Source organism: Streptomyces sp. NPDC033229, from assembly GCF_055576875.1.
In genome coordinates this window covers 419,994-433,104 of sequence record NZ_JBVIQR010000001.1, presented here as the reverse complement: position 1 = coordinate 433,104, position 13,111 = coordinate 419,994, and the positions used below count along the sequence as shown (strand labels likewise).

The following is a 13,111-nucleotide window of genomic DNA, read 5'->3' as shown; positions in this document are numbered from 1 at the left end:
GCCGCCTCAGATCACGGCCGCCGCCGGCACCGGCCGGGAGTGCAGCCGGTGCAGAAACTCGTGGGCCCCCGGGAGGGTCTCCAGCAGGATCCGCTGCTGTCGTCGGATCCGGGAGAACTCGGCGTCCGCCGTGCGACGGGCCGCCGGCCGGTGGGCGAGGGCGGCGGGCGGCGCGGCCCGACGGGGGGCGAGCGCCGCGAGCAGGGCGTCGTACGGAGCCTCGCCGCTGCCCGGGGACAGGCCCGCGCGATGGCCGACGAGGTATTCCTCCAGCGTGTCCGAGAGCGGCAGTTCGCGCTGGGCACGCCAGAACGGCGTGTCCGCGCGGGGCGCCGCGAAGTACAACAACTGCGCGAAGTCCCGGGCCCGGGCGTAACGGGCCTGTGCGGCGCGGTTGAAGCGGGCCGCCGGTGCCTCCGCGTCGTCCCGCGACGGGAAGTCGCGCACCAGCCGGTCCACCATGTGCAAAACGTCCGCCAGGCCCTCGTCGGCCAGAGGCTCCACGAACGACGCGGCCGGTCCCAGTGCGACGCAGTTCTTCACCCAGGCGCGGCGGCTGCGCCCGGTGCGGTGGGCGAGGTGCCGCACGGTGGCGTGGTCCGGGCGCAGGCCCCAGAGCGCGCAGAGCCGGTCGGCGGCCTCCTGTGGATCCGTCAGGTCGCGCGCGTGGACGAGCCCCGCCCCGAACCGTCCGGGGAGCGGCATCCGCCAGGCCCAGCCGTCGGGCATGGCCGTAGCCGTGGTGAAGGGGTCGATGCCGTGCGCGGCGTCGTCGTGGGGGACGGTGACGGTCACCGCGCTGTCGCACAGCAGCCGGTCCCGGGCGGCGAGGAACGGCTCCTCTAGGACCCCGGCCAGCAGAAGGCTCTCGGCCCCCGTGCAGTCGAGGAAGAGGTCACCGACGACGGAGACGCCCTCCACGGTGTGCAGGGCGGTCAGCATTCCGCGTTCGTCCCGTTCGGCGCGGAGGAGTTCGCCGCGGACGGACCGTACGCCGAACTCCCGCATCGCGGTCTTCCGCAGGTACTGCGTGAACATGCGGACGTCGACGTGCCAGCCGTACGGGACGGCCGTGCGGCCGTCCAGCCAGCGCGGTGACTTCCTCGCGTCCAGCAGCGGCGGCTCGCGGAAGCACGCGTAGTCGTACGGCTCGGTGGTCCTCCCACCGTGCCTGCGGTGCCGCCAGAAGTCCGACAGCGGGAGATCCGCGCACCGCGGCATGTCCGCGCAGGGGCGGTAGAAGTGGTCCACGCCGCCGTTGCCGGTGATCCGCACCGCGGTTTCGGCCGCGCCTTCGGTACGCCAATTGACATATCGCACGGCAATTTTGAAGGACGCACAGCAGGCTCGCATCCATTCCTCTTCCGGAACGCCGATGCGGTCGAAGAGTCCCCGCTGCAATTCGGACGCGACGGCGGCCGTCTGCCCGGTCGCCGATACCGCGGCGGCTCGCTGCGGCGTTTCGAGTACGGCGACGGAAAGCGTGCCGTGGAAGGCGGATGCGAGCCGGGCAGCGGCGACCCAGCCGGAGGCCGTTCCGCCCACGACAACGACGCGCCTGACGTGACTGTCCATACGGGACACGGTGGACGCTTTCTCTGTACGCGGCCTATAACCGGTCTGTATTCCTCTGGATCGCCGCCCGGAGACGGCACGGGGAATTCCCATACGAGTGCGGCCGAACCTGTTGGTGCGGGGCCTGAGCGGGACCCGACTCACTGACAGGAGCAGAAGTGTTGAATGATCAGACTTCCCCGTCCCAGGTCCAGCACCCTCTGGAGGTTCTCGCGGAAATCGAGTGGGCGGGAACGGTGAATCAGGAAGTGGCGCCGCTGTCGGAGCCCGAGAGTTCCTGGGCGGGAATGGCCACCTTCGGCCTGGACGAAGGGCACGCGGGCGGCTGCGGCTGACCTTGTGAGCGAGGCCCACGGGGCCGCCGGGCCGCAGACGAGGTCGGCCCGCTGCTTCGCCTCGTGGGCGGAGAAGCGAACGATGGAGCAGGGCACCGGGAACGGCCTGGTGGGCCGGCCGCAGGACGGCAGGCCCACCAGGCCGGGAACCCGAAGACGTCGGGGAGCGGTAAGAGGAGGAGTCGTTCAGGAGACGAGGTCGGGTACGCGTTGCTCCTGGGCGAACAGCCGGACCAGCGGCATGAAGCGGTACCGCAGCCACGCGTCACCGTCCGCCCCGCACACCTCCACAAGCCGTGCGTCGGCGAGCCGTTCCAGCAGTTCCTCCGCGTCGTCGGGGCCGGTGTCGAGCAGCGCCGCCGCGTCGGACGCGGTCAGCGCGCGCATTCCGGCCGCCGCGAGCGTGCCGAAGCCGTTCCGCGCGGCGGGGTCGAGCTGGGCAAGTGCCGCGCTCAGCCCGGTCCGTATGTCGAGGCTGCCGATGCGCAGTTCGTCGAGCCGGCGGCCGGCGGGTGCCAGCCGGTCCGCGAACCGGGCCGCTGACCAGTGCGGACGCGCCGCCAGCCGGGTCGCGGCGATCCGCAGGGCGAGGGGCAGCCGGTCGCAGAGCTCCGCGATGCGCGAGAGCGCGTCGGGCGCCGCCGGGTCCGGCCGTGGGGGGCCCGCGATCGTGGTGAGCAGCCCGAGGGCCTCCTCCGCCGGCATGGGCCCGAGCCGCACCAGCCGGGTGCCTTCCAGCGAGGCCAGGGGGGACCGGACCCCGGTGACGACGGTCCGGCTCTCTCCACCGCCCGGCAGCAGGGGCCGTACCTGGCTGTCGTCGTGGGCGTTGTCGAGGACGACGAGCGCGCGACGCCCGGCCAGCAGCGTCCGGTAGAGCTGGACGCGCTCGTCGAGGGTGGCGGGCACCTGGTCGGGAGTGGTGCCGAGGGCGCGCAGGAACCAGCCGAGCACCTCCGCCGGGTCGCGCGGTGCCCCGTTGTCGGTCCGCAGATCGGCGTAGAGCCCGCCGTGGGGGAAGTCGGCACGGCAGCGTTCGGCCGCCCACAGGGCGAGCGCGGACTTCCCTGTGCCGGGGGCGCCGGTGATCACGGCGTCCTGGTGCGCGCGCAGGGCGGTCAGTACCTCGTCGGTCTCGGCCTGCCGGCCGGTGAAGTCGCCGGGGGCGGCGGGCAGCATCGCGGGGACGAGCCCCTGCCAGCCTCCAGGGGCCACGGGCTCCGGGTGCGGGGCCCGGACAGCGGTCGCCGCCGGGGGCGCGGACGGGGCGGCCGGGGTGACCCGCTCGCGTTCCGGTGCCGGTGGCGGCGGCAGGGTCCCGGTCAGCACGTCCTGGTGGAGGGCGCGCAGCCCCGGTCCCGGGTCGATGCCGAGGTCGTCGGCGAGGACCCGGCGTCCGGCCTCGTACACGGCGAGCGCGTCGGCCTGGCGGCCGCAGCGGAACAGCGCGGTCATCAGCTGGCCGCGCAACCGCTCCCGTACCGGATGCAGGGTCACCTGCCGGGTCAGGGCGGGGACCAGGTCGTTGTGACGGCCGAGGGCGAGTGCGGCCTCGGTGTGGTTCTCCAGTGCCGACAGCCGGGCCTCTTCCATGCGGGGGCCCTCGGCCCGCGCGAGGTGTTCGGTGACGTCGGTGAGGGCCGGGCCCCACCACAGCGCGAGGGCTCGGCCGAGCCGGTCCTCGGCGTCGGCGTAGCGGGCCGCGAGGAGGTCGGCGCGGCCCGCGTCGGCGAGGGAGCGGAAGGCGTCCCAGTCGAAGCCCGCGTCACCGATGTCCATGCGGTAGCCGGCGCCGCGGCGCTGCAGGCCGTGCCGGGGACCGAGGCGGGTGCGCAGCCTCGACACGTAGGTGTAGAGCTGGTTGGTGCTGGTGGCCGGTGGGTCCCAGCCCCACAGCAGGGTGGTCAGCCGTTCGTCGGTGACGATCTGGCCGTGGGCGAGCAGCAGGGTCGCGAGCGCGGTGCGCTGCTTGCCGCCGTCGAGTGCGACCGGGTGGCCGTCCCGCTCGGCCGACACCGGGCCGAGGATCTTGAAGTCCATGAGGTCCTCCCCCGTTCGCGGGCCCGCTCCGATCCCCCGGGCCGTCTGCCGCGAAACGCTACGGAGGTGGGGTTCCACACCGGCATCGGCTCGGTTTCACGGCTGGGAAAGCGATACGAAAGAGCCTTGAAAAGAGGTTCGCCTAGCGTGGGCGGCAGTGCCGCGGGGAAACGCTCCACGGCACGGTCACGGGCGCGGTGGAAGGCAGTTCAAGTTTTCCTATGGTCGCGCCCGTCGGCCTGTTTGCGCGGAACCGGACGACATCCCGGACCAAAGGCAGGAGGAAGACATCAAACATCATCCGCAGGTAGCCGGGCAGGTGGAGGACCCGCTGGACTTCATGGACCGGGTCGCGGACATGTCGGCGGCCGATCAGGAACTCATGCTGCAGCAGTCCGGAATCCCTTGGTCGGATTTGCTGGTCGCCTACGCGGACCGCTTGACGGAACAGGTGGCGCGAGGACCGGAAAACACCGGCCAGGCACCGCAGTAGGACATCGTCCGGCATCGGTCCGGCGTGCTGGTTTCCCGGCTCCATCGGGTCGATGTCGGGTCGATTTCGTGGCGGCGAAACAGATTCGAAAGGGCGTGAAAAGCAGGCGTCCCTAATGTTCTCGGCATACCGCAGGAAGCGGGCCGCGAAGGCCCCGGACACGAGGTCCGGCAGCCCGGCCCCGAGACGTCCGGGAGGACACCATGAACCGCGCCAAGCGCACCGCCTACACCGCCGTCGCCCTCGCTCCGCTCAGCCGGCTGGCGGTCGGCGGGACCATGGTCCTGGCGGCGCTCGGTGTCTTCGGGGTGGCGGCGCAGGCCCAGGGCGACGACCCGTGGGTCAAGATCGACGCGGTGGCCGCGGCCGACGCCCGGACGCCGGTCGCGGCGTCGAGTGCGGCAGCGATGGATGACCCGTGGGTGTGACGCGGGCCGCGTTCACCTCCGCTGCGCGGCGGTGCCCTCAAACGCCGGACAGGCTTGATTCGGCTGAGCTCAGCCGCCAAGCCCGTCCGGCGATTGAGGACACAGCACAGCAGCCCGTCCGGCGTTTGAGGACACGCCCGCAGGGCGCTAGCGCTGGAAGAGCGCGAACAACTCCCGGGAGTCCGGCTCCTCGCCCCGGTCGAGCACCGTCCGCAGGCGGTTCGTCCGCTCCTGCCAGGGCACCGCTCCCACCTCGGTGAACTGCCGGGCAGCGTCGGCGAAGAGGCCGGCCGCCCCGGCCCGGTCGGACCGGAGGGCGAGCAGGCACCCCAGGGCGAGACCCGCCCTGCCTTCGAGGAACCGGTCCTGGACCTTGACGGCCGTCGCCAGCGCGTCGCGCAGGACGGCCTCGGCGTCCTCCCACTGCTCCCGGCACCACAGTGCCTCGCCCAGCGCGCGCAGCGCGTGGGCCTCACCGCGGCGGTCACCACTGGTCCGCACGAGTTCGAGGGCCCGTCGGCAGACGTCCTCGGCGCCCGCCCCGTCCCCTTGGTGGACGAGGGCTCCGGCGAGCCGGACCATGCCTTGTGCCTCGCCTCTCACACTTCCCAGTTCGCGGGTCCTGGCGATCGCCTCGTGCGAGAGCTCGACGCACGTGCGGGCGTCACCCCGCTCCAGTTCGATCTGCGCCATCAGGCCCAGCATGTGGGCCTCCGCGTAGGGGTCACCGGCGGTGCGGAACCCCGCCAGCGACTGGTGACCGAGCTCCCTGGCCCGTTCCAGATCACCGCGGTGCCGTTCGCACAGCGCCAGGTTCCGGAGCACCAGGGCGCACCCCTCGACCTGGTGCTGCTCCTCGAACAGGCGCAGCGCCAGGCCGAGCCGGGTGAAGGCCTCGTCGTACTTCCACTGGATGATCTCCAGGGTGCCGAGCGAGTGCAGCATCGCCGCCTCCCCCAGCCGGTCGCCGGCGCGGCGGACGGCGGCGAGGGCCCGCTCGCCGCAGTGCCGCCAGTCCTCCAGGTAGTTGCGGTTCTGGAAGAGGGTGACGCTGGTCATCGTGAGGTCCCAGGCGTACGCGGCTTCGCCGTCCTGGGCGGCCTGGTCGACGATCCTGGTGATCGGGACGCGTTCGCTCTCGAACCATTCCATGGGGTTCTCCAGCAGATGGCCCACCAGGTGGGCCGGGAGCCGGTGCGGCGGCGCCTGGCTGTGGACGAGGGTGTAGTCACCGCCGTAGAGCCGGTGGTGGGCCTCCACGGCCAGCGCCAGCCAGGCGCCGTAGGCCCGGCGGGTGGCCTCGCGGCGCTCGGCCGCGTCCTCCTCGGCCAGGGCGCATTCGTGGGCGAAGAGCCGCAGGAGGTTCTGGAAGCGGTAGCGGACCGGTCCGAGGGTGGCGCTGAGCGGCTCCAGCAGTTGGGCATCGACCAGTTGCTCGATGAGGTCCTCGGCGTCGAGCGGATCGATGTCGAGGAGGGCGGCGCCCGCCCAGGCGGCGAAGTCCGGTGCGTCGACCATGGCGAGCAGCCGGAACATCCGGGCGGCGTCGGGTGACAGATCGCGGTAGCTGAGCCGCAGCCCGGCCCGTACGCCGCGTTCGTCCAGGCTCAGTTCGTCGAGCCTGCGGTGCTGGTCCTCGAGCCGGGCGACCAGGGTCCGTACCGACCAGTGCGGTTTGGCGGCGAGCCGGGCGGCGGCGATGCGCAGGGCGAGCGGCAGCCGGTCGCACAGTTCACCGAGCCGGGCGGCGCCGACCGGGTCGGCGGCGATCCGGTCGTCCCCGGCGACCCTGGACAGCAGTGCGGTGGCCTCGTCCTGCTGGAGCGCGCCGAGCACCAGCGGTACGTAGACGTAGTCGCCGGCGAGGGCGCCGCCCATGGGGTCGCGGCTGGTGACGAGGACGCAGCAGCGGCCGTCGCCGGGCAGCAGCGGCCGGATCTGCTGGAAGGACCGGGCGTTGTCCAGCACGATCAGGACCCGGCGGCCCTGCAGGGCGCCGCGGAGGAGGGCTGTGCGCTCGTGCTGGTCGGCGGGGATCTGGGGGCCCTTGATACCGAGGGCCCGCAGCAGGTGGTCCAGGACGGCGCCGGGCCGGCGGGGTGCCTCCTCGTCGTATCCGCGCATGTCGGCGAAGAACAGGCCGTCGGGGAAGCGGCTCGCGACCTGGCGGGCCCAGTGGACGGCCAGGGCGGTTTTGCCGACCCCTCCGATGCCGGTGATGGAACCCACGGGCAGCACGTCGCCGCCCACGTGCTCCAGCAGCCGGTCGAGGACGGCGAGTTCCTTCTTGCGGCCGGTGAAGGAGGCGACGTCGGGCGGGAACTGTTCCGGGACGGCCGGCGGGGCGGCGGGGGCCTCGGTGGCCTGGTGCGGGTTGAGTTCAGGGAGGTCGTTGAGCACGGCCTCGTGGAGGTCCCGCAGGACCGGGCCGGGGGAGATGCCGAGTTCGTCGGCGAGGATGCGGTGTCCCTCGCGGTAGGTCTCCAGAGCCTCGGCGCGCCGGCCCGAGCGGTAGTGGGCCAGCATGAGGTGGGCGATGGACTGCTCGCGCAGCGGGTTCTCCCGGATGAACGCGCTGAGTTCGCCGATGAGGTCCTGGTGGCGGCCCAGCTCCAGCCGCAGCCCCACGAACTCCTCGTACACGTCGAGGCGCGTTTCGGTGAGCCGGGCGGCGTCCTTCTCGATGCGCTCGGCCGTGATGCCTTCCAGGGCCGGGCCGCGCCACATGGCCAGGGCTTCCTCGAAGCACGCGCTGGCTTCCTCCAGCCGGCCGCTGCGGGCGGCCTGGCGTCCCTGGGCGACCCGTTCCTCGAACTCGACGGCGTCGATGCGGTGTTCGCCGGATGCCAGCAGATATCCGGGGTGGCTGGTGACGAGCAGGTTCTCGGCGCCGGCCGCCTTGAAGGTCTTGCGCAGCGCGGAGACGCAGATGGCGATCTGATTGCGGGCGGTGGCCGGGGGGCGGCCGTCCCAGACGGCGTCGGCGAGCGTGTCGACGGAGACCACGTGGTTCGGGGTGAGCAACAGCAGCGACATGATCGTGCGTTGGCGGGCGCCTTGCAGGGCGACGGGGCGGCCGTCCACGCTGATGTCCAACGGCCCCAGGATTCGGAACACTACCTGAAGCACGCTGCCTCCTGACGTCGGCCGCGGCCGCGTTTGCGGGCGGCCGGGCTTGTGCTGTTTTTACGTGGGTGGCGGGGCCTCCCACCACCCGGGACGAAGGTGGCAGGAAGCTGCCGGGCTCAGCTCCGGGGCACCCGGGCCCCGGGCGGGCGGCCGCGGGCCCCGGCGCGCTGCCACCGGGCGGCGGCGGGCGCGCCCGCCGCGGCCGGCTGACGCTCCTGGCGCGCGGACAGCGCGAGGAGTACGGCGGTGACCGCCGCGAGCTCCTCCTGGGTGGGGTTTCCGCCGATGACCTTCAGCAGAGAGGGCCCCAGGGGGCCTCGCAGTGCGGTCGGTGCCTTCTCCTGTGACACAGGGCTGCTCCTTCTCGCTTCTCGCGTCGGGGGGGCGTACTCACCGCGGGGTTTGCGCAGCGGGATCCGGTATCGAGGCCCGGCTTTGGGGTCCGGCCTCGGGGGTGTCGCTCACATCGGGGGGTTGCCGTGTTTGCGGTCCGGCAGCGAGGCGTGCTTCGTGCGCAGCATGGCCAGCGAGCCGATCAGCAGGGAGCGGGTGTCGGCGGGGTCGATGACGTCGTCGACGAGGCCCCGCTCGGCCGCGTAGTAGGGGTGCATCAGCTCCGCCTTGTACTCCTTGACCATGCGGGCGCGCATCGCCTCCGGGTCGTCGGCCGCCGCGATCTGCCGCCGGAAGACGACATTCGCGGCGCCCTCGGCGCCCATCACTGCGATCTCGTTGGCGGGCCAGGCGAAGGAGAGGTCCGCGCCGATGGAGCGGGAGTCCATGACGATGTAGGCGCCGCCGTACGCCTTGCGCAGGATCAGGGAGATCCGCGGGACGGTGGCGTTGCAGTACGCGTAGAGCAGCTTGGCGCCGTGGCGGATGATGCCGCCGTGCTCCTGGTCGACACCGGGCAGGAAGCCGGGCACGTCGACGAGGGTCACGAGGGGGATGTTGAAGGCGTCGCAGAGCTGGACGAAGCGCGCGGCCTTCTCCGAGGAGTGGATGTCGAGGACACCGGCCAGCGACTGGGGCTGGTTGGCGACGATGCCCACCACCTCGCCGCCGATCCGGGCGAGGGTGCAGATGACGCTGGTGGCCCAGCGCTCGTGCACCTCCATGTGCTCTCCGTCGTCGACGATCTCGGTGATGACGTCGTGCATGTCGTAGGGCCGGGTCCCGTCCGCGGGGACCATCTCGCGCAGCGCCTCGCAGGTGCGGTCGGCCGGATCGTCGGTGGCCGAACCGGGTGGCATCTCGCGGTTGTTCTGCGGGAGGAGGGAGAGGAGGTAGCGGACCTCTTCGAGGCAGGTCTCCTCGTCGTCGTAGGCGAAGTGCGCGACGCCGGAGGTCTCGGCGTGCACATCGGCGCCACCGAGGCCGTTCTGGGTGATCTCCTCGCCCGTCACGGCCCGCACCACATCGGGACCGGTGATGAACATCTGCGAGGTCTCACGGACCATGAACACGAAGTCCGTCAGCGCCGGACTGTAGGCCGCACCACCCGCGCACGGGCCGAGCATCACACTGATCTGCGGGATGACACCCGACGCCTTCGTATTGCGCTGGAAGATCCCGCCGTACCCGGCCAGCGCCGAAACGCCCTCCTGGATACGCGCACCCGCACCGTCGTTCAACGACACCAGCGGAGCACCCGCCGAGATCGCCATGTCCATAATCTTATGAATCTTCGTCGCATGGGCCTCACCCAACGCACCACCGAAGATCCGGAAATCATGCGCGTACACAAAAACCGTACGCCCGTGCACCGTCCCCCACCCGGTGATCACACCATCGGTATAGGGCTTCTTCGCCTCCAGCCCGAAGCCGGTCGCCCGGTGCCGCCTCAGTTGCTCCACTTCCGTGAACGACCCCTCATCGAGGAGGAGTTCGATGCGTTCACGGGCGGTCAGCTTGCCCTTGGCGTGTTGTGCCTCGGTGGCTCGGGGTTCTCCCCGGACCGCCTCCGCACGGACGCGGGACAGCTCTCCGATCCCGTCCATGACGGTCGGGTGTGCGGCCTGCTGCGGCACGGCCGGCTCCTTTCTGCTGCGGACTCGGCGGTCAGCCGGTCCGGTCGGCCACGAAGTCGCAGAGGGCTTCGAGGGCGGTGCGCGCGGGTATCGACGGCAGCACCGAGAGCGCGGCACGGGCGCGGGCGAGACGGTCGCGCATGATGGCCTCGGCCTCGGCGAAGGCCGGTGAGCGGGGGAAGAGTCGCAGGGCGCGGTGGTGCGCCGCTGGGGTCTGGATGGGGCCGTCCGCGAGCAGGCCGCGCAGTTCGGCGCCCTGCGGGCTGCGGTCCGCGCGGGCGAGGATCACGGGCAGGCTCGGCACCCCGGCCAGCAGGTCCTTGCCCTGTTCCTTGCCGGTCTGGTCGGCCGGCCCGGAGAGGTCCAGCAGATCGTCGGCGATCTGGAAGGCGGCACCGAGGTAGGCGCCGTACGCGCCCAGGGCGTCGGCGTACGGTTCCGGGGCGCCCGCCTGCCGGGCGCCGATGCTCAGCGCCATGGTCAGCAGTGACGCGGTCTTGCCCGCGGCCACCTGGAAGTAGTGCTCGACGGGGTCCTGGCCGGTCGCGGGGCCGACCAGTTCGCGCACCTGCCCGTCGACGAGCCTGCTCGCCGTATCGGCGTTGAGGCGCACGGCCTCGGGGCCGAGGTCGGCGGCGAGGTAGGCGGCGCGGGCGAGCAGCCAGTCGCCGCCACGGACGGTCTGCCGGTTGCCCCAGCGGACGTTGGCGCTGGGCACGCCATGCCGGGTGCTCGCCTCGTCCATCACGTCGTCGTGGTAGAGCGAGGCGACATGCACCAGTTCCACGATGACCGCGGCCTGCGCGACCCCCTCCCGCCACGGTTCGCCGAACTCGCCGGCGAGCAGCACCAGCAGGGGCCTCATCCGCTTTCCGCCGGCCGCGGTGACGTGCCCGGTGAGCTCGGCGACCCGGGGGTCGACGGCGTCCGTCGCGGTGTCCTGCAGCCGCTTCTCGACCTCTTCCAGGGTGGCGCGCAGCCGTGCCTCGGCGGCCGGGTCGTCGAGGCGGAACCGGAACTTCGGGGCGCCGCGGCGGGCGGCCGCCCCGGCTTCGCGGCCCCGGCCGGTGACGACCGCGCGGACGGCGCGGACGGCATCGGAGGCTTGGGCGGCGCGGGCGGCGCGGGCGGTCCGGACGAACGACGTGCCGTTACGGGTCATCGGAAGTCCCCGGCCGCCGTGCGTATCGACGGATCGAACACAGCCTTCTCGGCCATGGCTGAACCCCTTTTGGGCAAGGAATGAGGAGAATCTGAGGCTTTTCGAGGATGTCCAATGCCCCTGGGCCGGAACAACAACGGTGACAGGTTGCTGCCATCGGACCGGTCTTGCGCTTTCACCGGTGTCCGTGCTGGGACGCGCGGGACAATGGCGGAGCAGACGGGGCGATATACGACGGAAGCCCCGGCAATGGAGGTTGCGGGGGCTTCACTGCGTTCGAGGCGACAGAGACCGACGGACCGTTCAGGCTTCCGGGCGGCAGCGGCGCCGGTAGTAGCCGTACGTCAGGGCGAGCAACAACGGTCCCCACAGGGTCAACAGGCCACTGACAATCATCGCCAGGGTGTCCCACCCCTCGGCATAGGGGAATCCGGTCGAGCCGCCGAGGTGGAGGGCGGTGAGCAACCAGTGCACCATCAAACCGACGAATGCGAGACCGCCGAGTGTCGCGGGGACGATGGCCACCATGGGCGGGATGCGCTTGCCCGCCAATCGGGGTACCCACTCGGGTACGACCTCTCCCCAGTGGCGGACCAGGCCGAAGCTGAGCAGTGCGAACGCCTCGGAGACCACGCTGAGTCCGATGACATAGGGGGCGTTCCAGACCGACGGCGGCGAGGGCTCCCCGCCCATGCCGTAGCCGAATCCGATGGGCAGCCGCCAGATGCATACCGGTAAGGCCACCAAGGGGATGAGGTGGGCCACGATCTCCGCCCAGCGCGGCACCGGGCGCTCGGTCGTCGGAGTCGACTTGGTCACTGTCTGACGCACCGTGTTGATTGCCATGCCCTCATTGTTTCCGGTGTTCGACGGGTCGGGATCATGCATCGGCACGACTCCGCTCCCCCATATGGCGGAGGCGCGTCGCCGGAACGTCCTCCGTACGCCCGACCGTTGTCCGCGGGGCCGGTCGACGGTCCGGGCCCCGCGTTCCCGTCACCGGGTCACCCGCCGCAGGATCTCCTCGGTGATCCGCTCCGGTGCCTGCTCCGGCTGCCAGTGTGTGACGCCCTCCAGAAGCACGAAGCGGTACGGGCCGGTGACATGCCGCGCCGTCCGGTCGACGGCGACCCGGCCGGCCGCCATGTCACCGTCGCTCGATATGTAGGTGGTCGGCACCGGGACCGGTCCGAGCCCCTCGTGCTCGGCGAGGAGACTGCCGGACCGGTACCAGTTCAAGGTCGCGTCCAGCACGCCGGGCCGGGTGTGCAGGTCGAGGTAGTGCTTCACCTGGTCGGGCTCGACCGTGTCGCCGAACAAGGACCGGAGCTGCGCCGCGTCGTCGGCCAGCATCCCGGCCGTGCTGTCCGGCGACACGAAGTAGGCGATGTACTGCGAGAGTTCCCGCTGTCGCGGATCATGGCGCAGCGCGTACCAGTACGCCTCCAGGTGCGGGAAGGACACGGCGGTCAGGGTCCGGACCCGCTCGGAGTGGCGCGCGGCCAGGTACCAGGCCACCACCGATCCCCAGTCGTGTCCCACCACATGGGCGGACTCGATACCGAGGGCGTCCAGGATGCCCATGGCATCACTCGCCAACAGTGGCAGCGCGTACGCGTCGGCACCCGCGGGCCGAGCGCCGTCCGAGTATCCGCGCTGGTCGGGCGCGATGGTCCGCAGGCCCGCCGCGTTGAGGGCCGGTACGACCCCGTCCCAGGCTCTTCGGCTCTGCGGGAAGCCGTGCAGGAGCAGAACCGGATCGCCGTCCTGTGGGCCCGTCACCTCGACGTCGAATACCAGATCACCAGCCGGAACCCGCATACCTATTCCTTTTCACCGTTCGTGCCGGAAGTCAGCGCATCGGCAATGGGATTCCCGGGACCCATCACCCTGGCGCGGCGGACACCGGCCGGCTCCCG

11 protein-coding genes are annotated in these 13,111 nt (G+C 71.7%); 3 read left to right on the top strand and 8 right to left on the bottom strand.

From position 1 onward, the window contains the following. Positions 1-6: 6 nt before the first annotated feature. Positions 7-1,575 carry a tryptophan 7-halogenase gene (locus ACZ53N_RS01685; RefSeq protein ID WP_469138980.1) on the bottom strand — a complete coding sequence of 523 codons (1,569 nt, stop codon included), beginning with the start codon at positions 1,573-1,575 and terminating at the stop codon, positions 7-9. A 161-nt stretch (positions 1,576-1,736) separates the two neighbouring features. Between ACZ53N_RS01685 and ACZ53N_RS01680 the strand changes: the two genes are divergently transcribed. After that, positions 1,737-1,910 (top strand): DUF6269 family protein, encoded by a 174-nt coding sequence (locus ACZ53N_RS01680; RefSeq protein ID WP_165451679.1) that lies wholly within the window; start codon positions 1,737-1,739, stop codon positions 1,908-1,910. Between the two features lie 186 nt (positions 1,911-2,096). Here the strand turns inward: ACZ53N_RS01680 and ACZ53N_RS01675 are convergent, their stop codons facing one another. Next, positions 2,097-3,950, bottom strand: a complete 1,854-nt coding sequence (locus tag ACZ53N_RS01675) for an AfsR/SARP family transcriptional regulator (RefSeq protein WP_469138979.1) — start codon at positions 3,948-3,950, stop codon at positions 2,097-2,099. A 319-nt stretch (positions 3,951-4,269) separates the two neighbouring features. Here ACZ53N_RS01675 and ACZ53N_RS01670 point away from each other — a divergent pair, with 319 nt between their 5' ends. Together ACZ53N_RS01670 and ACZ53N_RS01665 are read left to right on the top strand one after the other, a co-directional pair. Continuing rightward, positions 4,270-4,443 carry a DUF6269 family protein gene (locus tag ACZ53N_RS01670; RefSeq protein WP_469138978.1) on the top strand — a complete coding sequence of 58 codons (174 nt, stop codon included), beginning with the start codon at positions 4,270-4,272 and terminating at the stop codon, positions 4,441-4,443. 203 nt (positions 4,444-4,646) lie between these two features. Continuing rightward, on the top strand, positions 4,647-4,871 hold the full coding sequence (locus ACZ53N_RS01665; RefSeq protein WP_469138977.1) for a hypothetical protein: 225 nt from the start codon (positions 4,647-4,649) through the stop codon (positions 4,869-4,871). Between the two features lie 147 nt (positions 4,872-5,018). Here the strand turns inward: ACZ53N_RS01665 and ACZ53N_RS01660 are convergent, their stop codons facing one another. From ACZ53N_RS01660 to ACZ53N_RS01635, 6 genes are all read right to left on the bottom strand, one after another. Continuing rightward, positions 5,019-8,000 carry an AfsR/SARP family transcriptional regulator gene (locus ACZ53N_RS01660; protein WP_469138976.1) on the bottom strand — a complete coding sequence of 994 codons (2,982 nt, stop codon included), beginning with the start codon at positions 7,998-8,000 and terminating at the stop codon, positions 5,019-5,021. 116 nt (positions 8,001-8,116) lie between these two features. Continuing rightward, the gene (locus ACZ53N_RS01655) at positions 8,117-8,350 is read right to left on the bottom strand and encodes an acyl-CoA carboxylase subunit epsilon (protein ID WP_469138975.1); all 234 of its coding nucleotides are present in this window, start codon (positions 8,348-8,350) and stop codon (positions 8,117-8,119) included. 111 nt (positions 8,351-8,461) lie between these two features. Continuing rightward, positions 8,462-10,000, bottom strand: a complete 1,539-nt coding sequence (locus tag ACZ53N_RS01650) for an acyl-CoA carboxylase subunit beta (RefSeq protein WP_469139035.1) — start codon at positions 9,998-10,000, stop codon at positions 8,462-8,464. A 61-nt stretch (positions 10,001-10,061) separates the two neighbouring features. Then, complete coding sequence (locus ACZ53N_RS01645) at positions 10,062-11,192, bottom strand: polyprenyl synthetase family protein (protein WP_469138974.1); 1,131 nt, start codon at positions 11,190-11,192, stop codon at positions 10,062-10,064. Between the two features lie 303 nt (positions 11,193-11,495). After that, on the bottom strand, positions 11,496-12,038 hold the full coding sequence (locus ACZ53N_RS01640) for a hypothetical protein (RefSeq protein WP_469138973.1): 543 nt from the start codon (positions 12,036-12,038) through the stop codon (positions 11,496-11,498). Positions 12,039-12,188: 150 nt separating this feature from the next. Further along, positions 12,189-13,013, bottom strand: coding sequence for an alpha/beta fold hydrolase (locus tag ACZ53N_RS01635; RefSeq protein WP_469138972.1), 825 nt, complete (start codon positions 13,011-13,013; stop codon positions 12,189-12,191). Positions 13,014-13,111: the final 98 nt, after the last annotated feature.

Bases quoted from the DNA above. Each gene is read 5' to 3' on its own strand.
- ACZ53N_RS01685 (WP_469138980.1), bottom strand. From the start codon at position 1,575: ATGGACAGTCACGTCAGGCGCGTCGTTGTCGTGGGCGGAACGGCCTCC.
- ACZ53N_RS01675 (WP_469138979.1), bottom strand. From the start codon at position 3,950: ATGGACTTCAAGATCCTCGGCCCGGTGTCGGCCGAGCGGGACGGCCAC.
- ACZ53N_RS01665 (WP_469138977.1), top strand. From the start codon at position 4,647: ATGAACCGCGCCAAGCGCACCGCCTACACCGCCGTCGCCCTCGCTCCG.
- ACZ53N_RS01650 (WP_469139035.1), bottom strand. From the start codon at position 10,000: ATGGACGGGATCGGAGAGCTGTCCCGCGTCCGTGCGGAGGCGGTCCGG.
- ACZ53N_RS01645 (WP_469138974.1), bottom strand. From the start codon at position 11,192: ATGACCCGTAACGGCACGTCGTTCGTCCGGACCGCCCGCGCCGCCCGC.
- ACZ53N_RS01640 (WP_469138973.1), bottom strand. From the start codon at position 12,038: ATGGCAATCAACACGGTGCGTCAGACAGTGACCAAGTCGACTCCGACG.
- ACZ53N_RS01635 (WP_469138972.1), bottom strand. From the start codon at position 13,013: ATGCGGGTTCCGGCTGGTGATCTGGTATTCGACGTCGAGGTGACGGGC.